A 13654-nucleotide genomic window follows, 5' to 3' on the forward strand; every position below is an offset into this window, starting at 1 on the left:
CTACTCGGCCTCGCGCCGAATTGAGCACCGCAAGTGTGTCATCGGCGGTACCGGGGCGGCGACTACAACCTCCCGCAGAAACAAACTACGCGCAATCGCTGCGCATCAAACACGTCGAGTGATCAAATTGAAAAGGTTCGATCGCGTCATATGTGATGAATCAGGGTGAAAGGAGTGGTTGTGTGGCCCAGAGTTCGGAAGAATTGAGCACATCAGCGCTTAGGAAACGCGAGCGCGATCGCGAGCGCATGCGGGCTCGGCGTGATAAGGCGGCTCAACGCTTTGGCGCCCGGATAGACCGCGATCGCCTGGTCAAACAGCTTGCATTTGTTTCAAGAAGGCGATTGACGCTCGAGGCACTCCTTCCCCGGCTTCTTGATTATCAATCGTCGGTGAACTTGCTTGAAGCAACGATGCGGCAAGCTCTTGATCTGCCCCATGTTATGTCGGGCGAAACGGACGAGCTACCACCACTGGCTGCCGTAAAAGCGTCCGTATTCAAGCATGAGTTTGATAAAGGCCTGTTGAAGGGAACCATTCGGTTTCCATTCCTGAAAACGTCCATTGACCCAGACGACAAACGTTCACGGAACAGCACGAAGCATACCCCAGAGAAACAGACCTCGGCAGGACAGTCTATTGATGGTATCCACGCCTGGATTGAGACCCGAATAGCATCTTTGGAACCAATCCCTCCGGACACATCGACTTTCTCCGTGGATTTTCTTCAGTTCTCCGGGCCTCTTTATAGCGGTGGCGCAAAAATGGCGGAGGGCATCCAGACGGCCGAGGGCGTGCTGCCCGCTCTGGCGCCACGCGATCATACAGACGAGCCCATCCACATCTTCATCGGCGTACCAGGTGCTGGAAAAACCCATCGCGCGCTTCAAATGATGAGCCAAAAAAAAGGGCGAATCTACGCCTTCTCGCCGACGCCGGGGTCCCGCGAACAGATCAGACAGCTGGTCGACAAACTGGGAATCATCGACCGGGTGAAGGTCGTTGAAAAGATCGGTGATTTGCGGCGGCGCTCGCGCGTCCTGATTGACGAAGCCTCATTGGTGAAGCCAGGCATCCTGCATTACGTCCGGGATGCGACAGAGCTCTATCTGACTGGGGACGCTGGCCAGAGCGCGGCTAAGCCAGGTGAGTCTTTGCTTGGCGCGCTCGCGGCTCTTGGCGCGCCCCTAATCGAGTTGACGGAGTCCTGGCGGACATCAAGTCCGGCGATCAGGCTTCTGGGGCAGTTTGTTTCGTCAACGCAGAAACCGTTCATTCCCGAGATCGAGCGCGTCGTGCCAGAGAAGGCCGTAAGACTTCAGAAATGCCGAGAGGGTGAGGATTTCCACGCGATTTACGCAGAGGCGGCCAAGCATAAGGACTGCATCGCGATTGTGTGGTCGCAGGATCTGCAGGAGCAGCTGACCGCCGCAGGGGTTCGAGCCTACCAAGCCAATTTGGCGCAAGGGTCGGAGGCCCAGCATGTGATTGTTCACATGCCGGCTGGTTGGTCGGACCCCGCTAAGGTGGCGGCGCCTCCCTTCATCTCGTTCCTGAACGGCATCTGCCGGGCGAAGACGGGAGCGACGATCGTGGCATCGGCCGAGTTCGATGCGATGTTCTACGGCAATTCTCTGCTGAAGCAGCGCGCCAACGACCTGGAAAAGATCATTGATCTCGCTTGTGAAGACCCGCGACGCCCTCACAAGACTCCACTGAGCAGATGGAGCGATGATCGCTGGCGGCTCTGCAAGCTAGCACTAAAGACCTTGGACGGCGGGAATATGCGCGCGGATCTTATTGGCGATTGGCTTTTTGCTTACAGGAAAGGGGACCCAAACCAATACTGCGGCGCCGTTCAGATCGGTATCGCGCAGCTGGGCGTGACTGATCAGATGGTTTTGTCGCGCGGCTTCCCTTGGATCGAGCAATTTGATACATTGGAGGGCGAAGACCGCGAGCTCGCCGAGCGCGATATGAGGAGACGCCTCGTGGCGAAGATCGTGCCTGATTAGCAATCCGGCAACGCGTCCTCGCTCTTCATTCAGTCGTAACCCGCTGCTCCGACTGGTTAGATTTGCCCGTCAGGGCGATCACTTCGCGCTCGCTAATTGAATCCGCTTCCTGCAAAACCACTTTGCTTCGCCCCCGGCTAGCGAGTGACGAGACGCGGGCGGCCCTTCGCAGTATAGCCTATCCCCGCACGCGGGGACCTGGCAAGCTCGCGCCTCGTCTGGTTAGCAACAAAGCGAATTTGCCTGGATAGTGAAGTTCTTTTGCTACACATCTACGCTTGGCGTGGACCGGCCAGCCCCATAAGAGCACGCAGCGACCCAGCGATGGCCTGCTGCTGCCGGTTTCGTGGAGAATTGGGTAGGCTAACCCCACCTTGTTTTCGAACTCGACGGGGCCATGGAGCCGACAGTCGAGCGCTTGCGAGCGACGTTGTCGAACCGCTCAATGTAATCGACCACGTCGGCACAAGCACCGTCCTGTGTCCGGCAAACTCTGCCTCTGATCTGAACGGGTCTTCAATGATGAGAAGAAGCTCTCCATCGCGGCATTCTCCCGGACATCACCCTAGCGGCTCACCGAGTAGGTGACGCCCTTGTCGTTCATGAGCTTCTCATCCGACGATCCCCGGCGTCAGACCGCAATCATCAGCCCATAGGTCACGAGCCCGGCGGTCATCTCCGCCCTTATGGACCTACCCACCACCCAGCGGAATAATCGGTCGATGACGGCTGCGCAAAAGCCAATCCTCCGCAGTCCATATGAAAGGTAAGTCGAAGGCCGGAAGCGAATTCGCAATATCTCCTAGGAGTATTCGATCTGCCCGGAAGTTCCATAAGATAGCTTATGCGAATCATGGCTGTAGCACCCCATTAGAAAGGTCGCACCCCTGGCGTGTAGCCCGATTAGGCGTCGTTTAGCCCATATAATCGCGCGGTGTAGTTCCGCATCGTCGATTTATCGATCGATAGTGAGACGGGGGGACTCGCTCATTTCGTACGAAGCCCAGAGGCACATTCGGAAGCGCTCGATTTGTTCTTCGAGCGCACAGGCAAAGAGCTCTGACGGACTAACGCATTCAGCCGGTCAATACCGAAGGACAGGAAAACCCCTTTGCGCCACTGCGCCTCCAAGCGCGTGTAATTGGTAGGGACCGGTCCTCGCGGAAGGCATTATGGCCAGCGGCTCTATGTGCCGCATCAACAGGTCGAACACATGGCCGCACCGACCAGCTCTGCCGCAGTCCAACATAACCCTTGCCAACGGAGAGCCATCCACACATGGCGCGTCTAGCCAATTCCGTCACCGGCGGCGGCGCGCTTGGTCACCAGCGGAACAGTCCGGCTCAGAGCTCCGGGCTGTTCCCGGCCTTGGCTAGTCGGTCAGCCATCCGTACCAAGTCGGGAAGAGATAGGGCCTCCATCTTCTTCATAACCTGGCTGCGATGAAGCTTCACCGTCGCCTCGGTGATGCCGACGCGATCAGCGATCTGCTTGTTCAACAAACCAGTCGCCACCAGAGCGAACACCTGCCGCTCACGTTCGGATAGCGTATCGTATCGCGCGCGGAGCGCATCCTCGCCCTTGGCTTCCTCGCGGCGTTGCTTATCCGCAGCCAACGCCCTGTTGACAGCCTCCAGAAGGTCCTGTTCGCGCACTGGTTTGGTCAGAACATCGACAGCGCCTGCCTTCATCGCCCGAACCGCCATCTGAACATCGACGTGGCCGCTGATCAGCACGACCGAGTGAGCCGCGCCACTTCTGGCCAGCGCCTCCTGGAACTCCAAACCGCTGCGGCCCGGCAGGCGAATGTCCAGAACGATGCATCCCGTCCGCTCCAGCCGACCGGCGTCAAGGAACGCCTGCACCGAACCGTAGATCTCGGTGACCAGGCCCACCGATTGAAAGAGGCCGCGCAGCGCCTCGCGCACGCTTTCGTCGTCGTCGATGACGACGACGACGTTTCTGGCCCCGTCTCCTTTAGCCGTTTGAGCGTTCAACGCGGTATCCTTCCGCCAGGGGCAAGGTGAAGCTGAAGACGCTGCCGCTCGGCTCACCATTGCATGCCCAGATTTGTCCTCCATGGGCTTCGATGATCGAGCGACAGATTGAAAGACCCATGCCGATGCCCTCGGTCTTCGTGCTGAAGAMGGCCTCGAACAGGCGATCCGGATCGGTGCCGCCGAGGCCTGGCCCGGTGTCGGCGACCGTCACGCGCGCGTCGCTGTCGCCGATCTCGGCGCGCACGATCAGGCGTCGGGAGCTGTCGGCTGTGCTGGCCATCGCTTCGACTGCGTTCATGACGAGATTCAGGACGACCTGCTGCAACTGGGTGCTGTCGCCCTGGATGGCGATGCCGTGGTCGCCGAACTCGGCTTTGGCGACCACGCCGTTGCGTGCGAATTCGCCCTGAAGAAGATCGAGCACGACCGGAATGATCTGGTCCAGATGAACGCGATCGAGACGCGGCGCGGATTTCGGAGCGATTGGCGTGCCGGGTTCTGGGGCAGCATCGTTCGACACAGCGAAAGCAGCCAATGGGGCGAGCTGACGAAGCGGCGTTGACGGCTGATATCGTCGAGCTCGCCACCCACTATGGGCGCTACGGCTATCGGCGGATCGCGGCCCTGCTGCACACGGCGGGCTGGGCCGTGAACGTCAAGCGCGTCGAACGGATCTGGCGGCGAGAGGGGCTCAAAGTACCTCGGCGGCAGCCGAAGAAGGGGCGTCTCTGGCTGAACGACGGATCTTGCGTGCGGCTGCGGCCAGAGCATCCCAACCACGTCTGGTCCTATGACTTTGTCGAGGACCGCACCCACAACGGCCGGAAGTTCCGCATGCTGAACGTGATCGACGAGTTCACCCGGGAATGCCTGGCGATCCGCATCGATCGGCGGCTCAGGTCGACCGATGTCATCGACGTCCTCTCGGACCTCTTCATCCTGCGCGGTGTGCCGGGTCATGTGCGTTCAGACAACGTCCTATGTCGGGACGCGGCTTTGGGCTTTGGCCAACAGGTCTCGTCGCGCCGGCAGAGCGCCGACGTCGGCAGTAAGCTGATCCAGATGGTTTCCACCGTCAACGGGATCGCTCCCAGCCATAGCAAACACAGGATCCAGCGGCGCCTATGCGGCCGTGGTCCTCACCGTCCTCAAGACGAGATACGCACCCAGGTGGAAGGCCCGAACATTATCTACAGGGTCGCTTGTCGCGCCCTCACGGCACTTGCAGAGAGGGGTCCTTCCACCTGGCATCCGACCGCTCCAGGAACGGTCGGTATTCTGTCCCCGTCTTGACGACGGCATGCGCCACCCGGGCCATCTTGGCGGTGAGCGCAGTCATCGCCTTGCGACGGCGATCGGCATCGTCCGCGTGACCGGCGACGTAGCGGCCGAGCTTATCGCGGAAGCTGTTGTTGGGCTGCCGAGCGGCGACCTGCGCCGCCATCCAGAAGGTTCGGCGCAGACGGGCGTTGCCGTACTTCGACAGCTTGGTCCGGCCGCGGAATGTGCCGGACTGGCAGGTGGCGAGGTCAAGACCGCAGAACTTCAGAAACTGGCGGTGGTGGCCGAACCGCCGCAGATCGCCGGCTTCAGCCAGAATGGTCAGGGCGTTGATCGGTCCGATCCCCGGGATCTGCCGCAGCAACTGGTAATCGTGATGATCGGCCAGCGTGGCCTGCGCGATCTCCTCGATCCGGTTGCGCTCCCGGATCAGCCCTCGCGCCTGGACAATGATCATGCGGAACATCGAGATCGCCGCGCTCTCCTCCGGCACGGGCAATGCGATCGATGTGCATGCCGTTTCGTAGATGTCGTTGATCAGCCGTGCCTTGGAGACCTTGCGGCCGACCAGAGGCCAGGCCTCGAGTGCGAAGGCCTCTCGCCCCAGTGCGGTGATGCTGCAGGGCGTCGGGAAGCGCTCGATCAGCGCCAGGAACCAATCCGACCGGCTATTACCGGCGACGGGAGCAACAGCTGGTTTTATAGCCACTTGCTGCTCAGCCCACTGCCGCTAGAGGACGCTCTTCGCCTAGCGGTCGCCAGCAGAAGTGACCATCTGCGGTTCTCCGTCGTCGAACGCCTTTTACATCGTGAGAAGCGCCGTTTGATACGAAGCTAGCCGAGGCGCTGAAGTCAGGAGGGGCTCTCACTGGTTTCACGACTGGGGAGCTCGGAAGACAGGACGGATCGCCCGACCATCTGAATCTGCTCACATTCCACTCCTCAAAGGGCAGCGAGTTCGACGTGGTTATCATGCTGGGATTGGACCAAGGCACATTGCCCTGGAATAACGCCACTCCAGGCCAGCTAGCCGAGGACCGGCGTGTATTTTACGTCGGACTAACGCGAGCCCGAGACGCTGTGCACTTGCTTTACTCGGGTTGGATTCAACATTGGCGCGGCCCGTGGGTGATGGGCCGCTCAATCTTCGTCGATGAGTTGCAGACGAAGCTGATCGATGCGGAACTAGCAGAGATGCGTCTGCATCGGTAGCTTTCTGACTCGGATGCATTTTCGCGCCGCTGACTGCGTTCGGTTTCACCTGCAACCAGGCTTGCAATGAGCGCATAACAAATGCCTAGATCGGCGCAAAACAGGAAAATTCATGCATAAAACGCATATCAGAACTGCCCTCCGGAGGCTACCTGCCGTACGGTGACCACCCTAAATGCACTGCACAACGAGATTGTCGCTGTGGGCACCGCCCCGGTCCGGAATATTCGCTAGGGAAGATCACCATGTTCGTCACCATGATCGCCGCTAAGATCCGCGCGTTCCTCCGCTATCGCGAGACCGTTCGCGAGCTCTCCCGTCTGACCAACCGTGAGCTCGACGATCTCGGCCTGTCGCGCTCAGAGATTGACTTCGTCGCTCGCTCGCACGCTGCGGCGTGAAGCTCTGAATAGAACCGCGTCACCGGACGCGGCCAGTTCCAAGTAGTTTCTCCCGAAGCTCGTGTTCCCTCCCCTTGAGCTTCGGTCGAAGAGCGAATGCCCGCCATCGGCGGGCATTTTGCATTTGGAGGCTACTTCCGCATGAGAGGTCGCTGCCAACACGCCGCCAACTCAGCCCGTCCGTACAATCGGCGGCGGCCTCGCCGGGTAGCGCACTCGGCGCGGGATATCTTAGGCGACGGCGTCCGCCAGATCCTTCGCGACCTTGAACTTCACGACAGTCTTTGCAGGAACGTCGATCATGGCGCCGGTCGACGGATTACGGGCCTGACGGGCCTCGCGCTTGGCCGACGACAGCTTGCCGATTCCACCGAGCGTGACATCCCCGCCTGACTTCAACGACTTCGATACTACGTCTGCAAGCGAGGCCAGGATCGCCGAAACGTCGGCCTTGGACTTGGATGTGTCTTCCGCGATCGCCGCAATCATTTCATTCTTGGTCATACATCTCTCCAAACCAGTTCATTATGCCGATGTCTAACATCCGAGCACCATTGGCACGGGTCGACATCGCACCGAGCAGTTTTGGAACTACGTGCTGCGCTTTGTCCATGCAGAGCCGCAGTTTTGAGACGGTCTGCTACGCACGTCCACAGATCGCTCATCTGCAGGCTCCGATTATCAGCTTGGACGGGCTTCAACCAGCGACGGCAGCCAAGCTCGCTACCGCCGCTGCAACACCGCCTGAACCGTGCGGTATCTCCTTGGCCTGTAGCGCCCTCTCTATTGCTCCGAGCGTCCCTAGCAACGAAGCTGCGTTGAAGTGGCCCATATGCGCGATCCGAAAGGCCTTGCCGGAATAATCGCCGATGCCTAGGCCCAGCGTGACGCCGCAGATGTCGCGCGTGAAATCGGTTATCGTGGCGACGTCGAAGCCGGGCGTCAGGATCGTCGCCACGGAGGCCGCGCGCTCCCGCGGCTCGGTGACGCCGAAGGCCACGCTTGGCCGCTCGCCCAGGTCTCCACTGCGGCATGCGTCGCCTTCGCGAGCAAGCCATGTCGGCGCCAGATCTCTTCCAGTCCTTCCTCGAAGATCATATCGAGCGCTGCGCGCTGTCCGAATAGCAAGTGCTCAGGCGCAGTGCCGCAATGCTTCATGTAGGCCAGCACGTTCATGCGGCCGCTCCAATCCCAATACCCGCTACGCATGTCAGCCCGTTTGTGGGCTGCCAATGCCTTCTTGTTGGCTGCGACGAAGGCCAAGCCGGGCGATGACATCAGTCCCTTTTGCGAGGCCGAAACAGCGACATCGATGCCCCAGGCATCCATCTCGAATTCCATGCAACCAAGGGAGGCAATGGCATCGACCATGAACAGAGCGGGGTGACCGGCGGCGTCGATGGCCCTGCGAATGGCCGGGATATCGTTGACGATGCCGGCTGCGGTATCAATCTGAACGACCATCACGGCCTTGATCGTGTGCTGCGTATCGTCGCGCAGGCGAGCCTCGACTGCTGCGGGATCGACGGCCCGGCACCAGCTGCCGGGGAGCATCTCGACATCGACGCCCATGAAGCGGGCCATCTCACCCCAGCCGACGGCGAAGCGGCCGCTTTCGAGCACGAGAACCTGTCGCCTCGCGACAGAACATTGGTGAAGGCCGCCTCCCATCCACCATGGCCGTTGGCGGCATATACGAAGGCTTCGCCGTCAGTCCGGAAGACGCGCTTGAGATCGTAGAGAACCGTTTCGGTCAGGCTCACGATGCTGTCGGAACTGAGTTCTTCAGCCGGCCGCATCATCGCCTGGAGCACGCGATCGGGAATATTAGTGGGGCCTGGCATCGCGAGAAGCGGCCGACCATTCGCCAGGGACATGCCGAATCCTCAAGACAGTAAAATCACTACAGCAGAGATCCGCCAAGCGCGTTTCCCGGGCAAGTGCGTGCGCGCATTGCTCGACATCTCGCTCTGCATGACGCGTGTGCCGACTCGATCGGCAGGTGGCGTCCCAAATATCTCTATGAGGCGTTCGGGCTGTACCTCCGTTTCAGCTCTCCGCTGTCGTCGTAGCTGGCCTCGAAAACCGGCGAAGCGAGAGTGGCTCGAACTTTCAGTGTCCCGGCTCCGCTGTTCGTGAATCCATGACGGCTGCCAGCGGGCACGATGACCGACTGGTTGGGCAGGACCGACATAACCTCGTCCTCGATGCGGATCTCGGCCTGCCCCTCAATGACCTCCAGAATTTCTTCGACCGTATGCATCCGGCGACCTTTGCCAACGGCGGGACAATCGGCATCGCTGCGGCTAGCCGAGAGCATGTCCAAGCCTGGCACGATGCCGGAACGACACATGGCGGAAAGTCCATCGAAACCCCGCCGAGCGAGCGTCCCAATGGTGCTTTCGTCGCATACCTTCGCGACCCCGATGGGAACAAGCTCACCGCGCGCTCTCAGCCGACGAAGTAGGCTTGGCCCTTTAACGATGCGCAACGAGCTCGGCACCAGCGCGCCATCCCGGGCGGAACAACCGACGATTCCCATCGGAAGTCTGTGTCTGCGAGATCTGTGGCTGAGCCGTTGATGGTCGGGAACCACTCGTGCAGAGCAGAAAGCCTCTTGATAGACGCGCTGAGACATCCATATACCATCTGTAGAGATGGTATATGGATTGAAAATGAAAACTCCTGACAGCGAGAAGCTAACGCTAAACCTCGGTTTCGTGGATCTCGGCCGCATCGACCTGCTGGTCCGGGACGGCTTCTACTCCAACCGGTCGGACTTCATCCGCACCGCGATCCGCAACCAGCTTTCGACCCATTCCGATGTCGCCGCGAAGGCGACGACGCGCCTGTCGCTCGAACTGGGACTGCGGACCTTCACGCGCCGGGACCTGGAAGCCGTGGTCGCCGCCGGCGAGCAGCTCGAAATCCGTGTCCTCGGCCTGGCCGTGATCGATGGCGACGTCTCCCCGGAACTGGCGCGACAGGCCATCGCCTCCCTCACCATCCTCGGGGCTCTTCACGCCTCCCCCGAGATCAGGGCCGCCCTGGCCGATCGACTGACATGACCCAAAGGTCCTTCGCCATGAATCCGCGCTTTCACGCCGCCATCGGCGAAGCCCTGAGCCGCCTGCGAACATCGGACGTTACGGGTGCAACGGCTGCGATACAGCATGCTCTGGCCGGACGCAGCGCGATACGCCCAGCCGATCCCGATAGCGGCATACGAAGCGGGGACGGTCCCGAAGCAACGCCCGCGCGTGGTCTCCGGGCGATGCTGCAGAAGCTTCGACAGGAGCAGGCGAGCTTCGTCCACGCGCCGAGCCATGGCGACACGGTCACGGACGATGCGCGGGACAGTGAAAACTTCCAGGCACGCAGATTCAAATCAGCCGTCGGCTTGGTGGCCTACAAGCTTTACGTGCCGCCCGAGCAGGCCGATCGTGAGCTTATGCTGGTGATGATGCTGCATGGCTGCACACAGAACCCGGATGATTTCGCGCGCGGGACCCGGATGAATGCCTTGGCCGACGAGTTCGGCCTGATCGTCGCCTACCCGCTGCAGCCGAAATCGGCCAATGCGCAGGGGTGCTGGAACTGGTTCGACCCTCGCCATCAGCGGCGGGGCGCAGGCGAACCGGCCGTTCTGGCCGGGCTCGCTCAAGAACTGGCTGAGGAATTCAAGATCGATCGCAAGCGGGTCTTCGTTGCCGGCCTGTCGGCGGGGGGCGCCATGGCCGATGTCCTGGCCTCGGCCTATCCCGAAGTCTTTTCCGCAGCGGGCATCCATTCCGGCCTGCCTCACGGCGTGGCGCACGACGTCATGTCCGCGTTCGCCGCCATGAAGGGAAATACGCAAGCCACAGTAAAAGGCCATTCGCCCGTCAGGAAGATCGTATTCCACGGAACCGCCGACGCCACGGTTCATCCATCGAACGGCAAGGCTGTTTTCGATCTGGCGGGGTCCGCGCAAGGGAAGCCAGCGGAGTTTCAGACCGTTTCGGTGATCAATGGCAAACGCGTGACGCGCTCGCTGATCCGACATGGCGATGCTCGTGCACGCGCCGAGCACTGGCTGATCCACGGCGGCGGCCATGCCTGGTCGGGCGGTGACCGGGGCGGAAGCTATACCGATGCGACGGGCCCCGATGCTTCACGCGAAATGGTCCGCTTTTTCCTCGAGGGCTGAAGAGAGCTTGCGCGAGACGAAGTTTTCTCGCTCAAAACCGGCGGTTTCGGATTTGCGCGTTCGTGGCGCGTCCGGGCAGCTACCGGATACTGCAACTGGTCGCACATGAACGCAGTGAAGCCCTCTCTCCGCGAGGAGAGAGGGCTCCAGGAAGCAATCGGATCGCTTCGTGGATCAGACACGTCGCTGAGCGGGGTACTCCGTGCCCGATGTCGCGGCGCGCCTGGGCGTCTAGGCACACAGCCTTTACAAGTGGGTCAAGCTCGCTTCCCCGACAAATCCGAGTAGCAACGAACGAGTGGCTGGATGCCAAAAGCGAGATTCCTCGGCTGCGCGCTAAAATGCGCAGAGTTGAAGAGGAGCCCGATCTCCCAAAAAAAGCCGCGCCGTACTTTGTCAGGCAAAGCCGAGTGAAGTGCCGCTGGCTGCACCCAGCTGGCAACAAGCCAATCACGCCAGCATGCGAACCTTGCTTTCGCGTGCCCACTGGCGTGTACGCGCTGGTTTCAGGAAGGCGTCGACCTTCTTGTCCAACGCCACGATCCCATCATCCGGCTCGACTCCGGCCTTGTCGAGCAGCGGCCTGGCTTCGGCACTGTAGCCGATCGCCTTGAGATGCCCGAAGGCATCCTTGGCGAAATCGATTGCCGCACCTTCCTTCATCAATGCGGCGCAGCCAGCTTCGGACAGAATGATAGCGACCGCGTCGAAGAGCACGGACGGTGTGCCCGCGAGTTGGCCGTCGGCCTTGAGCGTCTTCCCATCCTTGAGTTTCACGCCGCCGATCTTCGGCGCGACGATCTTGACGGCTCCGCCATCGCCTTCGACGGCAGCCTTGACGGCCGTGATCCGGGCTCCGTCCGCCCCATCCGAGACAAGTATGCCGACAGTCCGGCCCTTCAGGGTCTCGGGGTACTTGCCGACGATGCGGAGTGCCGGCGATGGCTCCATGTCCATCGGGATCGCTGCGGGCTTCGAACCCTTCGGGAGAGTCATGGCGAGTCCGTCTGCAACGCGCTGCGCCAAGGCCTCGTCGACATTGACGAGGTTCGACATCACGCGGTTGCGGACATGCTCCAGCGTGACCTTCGACAGCTCGAAGACGAGTGCGCTCGCGAGGTGGGCCTGCTCGATCTCACTCTGCGAGCGGAAGAACAGCCGCGCATGGCTGTAATGATCCGCGAAGCTCTCCGCGCGCAGGCGAACCTTATCCTGCTCGACCGGGATCGCCGCCGTCCGGAAGCCGCCGACAGGATCCTCGCGCGGGCCGCCGTCCTCGCCAGCCTCGGCAAGGCTGTTCGGTTCGTAGTTCGCGCGGCCGGTGAAGACTTGCGTCTGCATATGTCCGTCGCGCTGCAGGTTCTGGAAGGGGCAGCCCTTGGCTCTGTTGATCGGGATTTGGTAGAAGTTCACGGTCCCGAGCCGTGAGAGTTGCGTGTCCTGGTAGGAGAACAGCCGGCCTTGCAGGAGCGGGTCTTCCGAGACGTCGATGCCGGGCGGCATATTGGTTGGCAGGAACGCGGCCTGCTCGGTCTCGGCGAAGAAATTGTCCGGGTTGCGGTTCAGCACCATGCGGCCGATCATGCGGATCGGCACCAGCTCCTCCGGGATCACCTTGGTCGCGTCGAGGATGTCGAAGGGCAGCGCGTCGGCCTCGCCCTGGCTCAGCAACTGCACGCCGAATTCCCATTCCGGAAAATCGCCCTTGGCGATGGCCTCATGCAGATCGCGGCGATGATAGTCCGGATCGGCCCCGGCGATCTTCACCGCCTCGTCCCAGCAGGTCGACTGCGTGCCGAGCTTGGGCCGCCAGTGGAACTTGACGAAGGTCGGCTCGTCCTTGTCGTTGAGCAGGCGGAAGGTGTTGACGCCGAACCCTTCGATCATCCGCAGCGAGCGCGGAATGGCTCGGTCGGACATCGCCCACATGATCATATGGGTCGATTCAGGCATCAGCCCAACGAAGTCCCAGAACGTGTCGTGGGCGCTGGCCGCCTGCGGATAGCCGCGATCGGCCTCCATCTTCACGGCATGGATCAAGTCGGGAAATTTGATGGCATCTTGAATGAAGAAGACCGGGATGTTGTTGCCGACGAGATCCCAGTTCCCTTCTTTGGTGTAGAACTTGACCGCGAAGCCTCGAACGTCCCGAGGCGTGTCGACCGAACCGGCGCCACCGGCGACCGTCGAAAATCGGGTGAAGACCTCGGTCTTGACGCCGACCTCGGTCAGCACTTTCGCGCGGGTGAATTCGCCGAGCGACTCCGTCAGTTCGAAGAATCCGTGAGCGGCCGAACCACGCGCATGGACGATGCGCTCCGGGATGCGCTCATGGTCGAAATGCTGGATTTTCTCACGAAGGACGAAATCTTCCAGCAGCGTCGGACCGCGACCGCCAGCCTTCAGCGAATTCTGATTATCGCTGACCGGAACCCCATGATTGGTCGTGATGCGAACCTCCGCCGCCGACGTCGACTGTGCAGCTCGCCGCCCTCTCCCACGGTGGCTTTGGCATTTGCTGGGACATCGCGGGGCGAGCGGGCCATGGGTCATCAT

The 13654-nt window shown here is 61.1% G+C and carries 10 protein-coding genes and 4 pseudogenes; 7 read left to right on the plus strand and 7 right to left on the minus strand.

Annotation, left to right across the window (positions count from 1 at the left end; all coding sequences use genetic code 11):
- Positions 1–182 precede the first annotated feature (182 nt).
- Complete coding sequence (locus AC1DNE_RS26680) at positions 183–2015, plus strand: AAA family ATPase (RefSeq protein WP_476767301.1); 1833 nt, start codon at positions 183–185, stop codon at positions 2013–2015.
- 1343 nt (positions 2016–3358) lie between these two features.
- Here AC1DNE_RS26680 and AC1DNE_RS26685 read toward each other — a convergent pair.
- On the minus strand, positions 3359–4012 hold the full coding sequence (locus AC1DNE_RS26685) for a response regulator transcription factor (RefSeq protein WP_476767302.1): 654 nt from the start codon (positions 4010–4012) through the stop codon (positions 3359–3361).
- Positions 3993–4535, minus strand: a complete 543-nt coding sequence (locus AC1DNE_RS26690; protein ID WP_476841280.1) for a sensor histidine kinase — start codon at positions 4533–4535, stop codon at positions 3993–3995. Before AC1DNE_RS26690 ends, AC1DNE_RS26685 begins: the two co-directional genes overlap by 20 nt.
- Here AC1DNE_RS26690 and AC1DNE_RS26695 point away from each other — a divergent pair.
- Positions 4487–4990 (plus strand): annotated as a pseudogene (locus AC1DNE_RS26695) (IS3 family transposase); the annotation flags it as partial. The gene AC1DNE_RS26690 and the pseudogene AC1DNE_RS26695 overlap by 49 nt on opposite strands.
- Positions 4991–5224: 234 nt before the next feature.
- Here AC1DNE_RS26695 and AC1DNE_RS26700 read toward each other — a convergent pair.
- Positions 5225–5993 (minus strand): annotated as a pseudogene (locus tag AC1DNE_RS26700) (transposase); the annotation flags it as partial.
- Positions 5994–6142: 149 nt separating this feature from the next.
- On the opposite strand from AC1DNE_RS26700, the gene AC1DNE_RS26705 reads away from it, so the two are divergent.
- A complete protein-coding gene (locus AC1DNE_RS26705) occupies positions 6143–6508 on the plus strand; it encodes a 3'-5' exonuclease (RefSeq protein WP_476767308.1) in 366 nt (121 codons plus the stop codon).
- A 245-nt stretch (positions 6509–6753) separates the two neighbouring features.
- Positions 6754–6909 (plus strand): DUF1127 domain-containing protein, encoded by a 156-nt coding sequence (locus tag AC1DNE_RS26710; protein ID WP_476841281.1) that lies wholly within the window; start codon positions 6754–6756, stop codon positions 6907–6909.
- Positions 6910–7140: 231 nt separating this feature from the next.
- Here AC1DNE_RS26710 and AC1DNE_RS26715 read toward each other — a convergent pair whose 3' ends face one another.
- The 3 genes and pseudogenes from AC1DNE_RS26715 to AC1DNE_RS26725 all read right to left on the minus strand — a co-directional run bounded on the left by AC1DNE_RS26715 (position 7141) and on the right by AC1DNE_RS26725 (position 9262).
- A complete protein-coding gene (locus AC1DNE_RS26715; protein ID WP_476767305.1) occupies positions 7141–7413 on the minus strand; it encodes an HU family DNA-binding protein in 273 nt (90 codons plus the stop codon).
- Between the two features lie 193 nt (positions 7414–7606).
- Positions 7607–8786, minus strand: a pseudogene (locus tag AC1DNE_RS26720) (pyridoxal-phosphate-dependent aminotransferase family protein).
- A gap of 143 nt (positions 8787–8929) precedes the next feature.
- Positions 8930–9262, minus strand: a complete 333-nt coding sequence (locus AC1DNE_RS26725; RefSeq protein ID WP_476841282.1) for a cupin domain-containing protein — start codon at positions 9260–9262, stop codon at positions 8930–8932.
- Between AC1DNE_RS26725 and AC1DNE_RS26730 the strand changes: the two are divergent.
- The 3 genes and pseudogenes from AC1DNE_RS26730 to AC1DNE_RS26740 form a co-directional block, all read left to right on the plus strand.
- Positions 9173–9376: pseudogene (locus tag AC1DNE_RS26730) on the plus strand (VOC family protein); the annotation flags it as partial. The gene AC1DNE_RS26725 and the pseudogene AC1DNE_RS26730 overlap by 90 nt on opposite strands.
- 208 nt (positions 9377–9584) lie before the next feature.
- Positions 9585–9977 (plus strand): CopG family transcriptional regulator, encoded by a 393-nt coding sequence (locus AC1DNE_RS26735; RefSeq protein ID WP_476767233.1) that lies wholly within the window; start codon positions 9585–9587, stop codon positions 9975–9977.
- Entirely contained in the window at positions 9974–11098 is a 1125-nt protein-coding gene (locus AC1DNE_RS26740) for an extracellular catalytic domain type 1 short-chain-length polyhydroxyalkanoate depolymerase (protein ID WP_476767234.1), read from the plus strand. The genes AC1DNE_RS26735 and AC1DNE_RS26740 overlap by 4 nt, the downstream gene beginning before the upstream one ends.
- Before the next feature lie 450 nt (positions 11099–11548).
- Here the strand turns inward: AC1DNE_RS26740 and AC1DNE_RS26745 are convergent, their stop codons facing one another.
- The gene (locus AC1DNE_RS26745) at positions 11549–13651 is read right to left on the minus strand and encodes a catalase (protein WP_476767235.1); all 2103 of its coding nucleotides are present in this window, start codon (positions 13649–13651) and stop codon (positions 11549–11551) included.
- Between the last annotated feature and the right edge of the window lie 3 nt (positions 13652–13654).

This window comes from Allobosea sp. 05L423 (assembly GCF_056397745.1).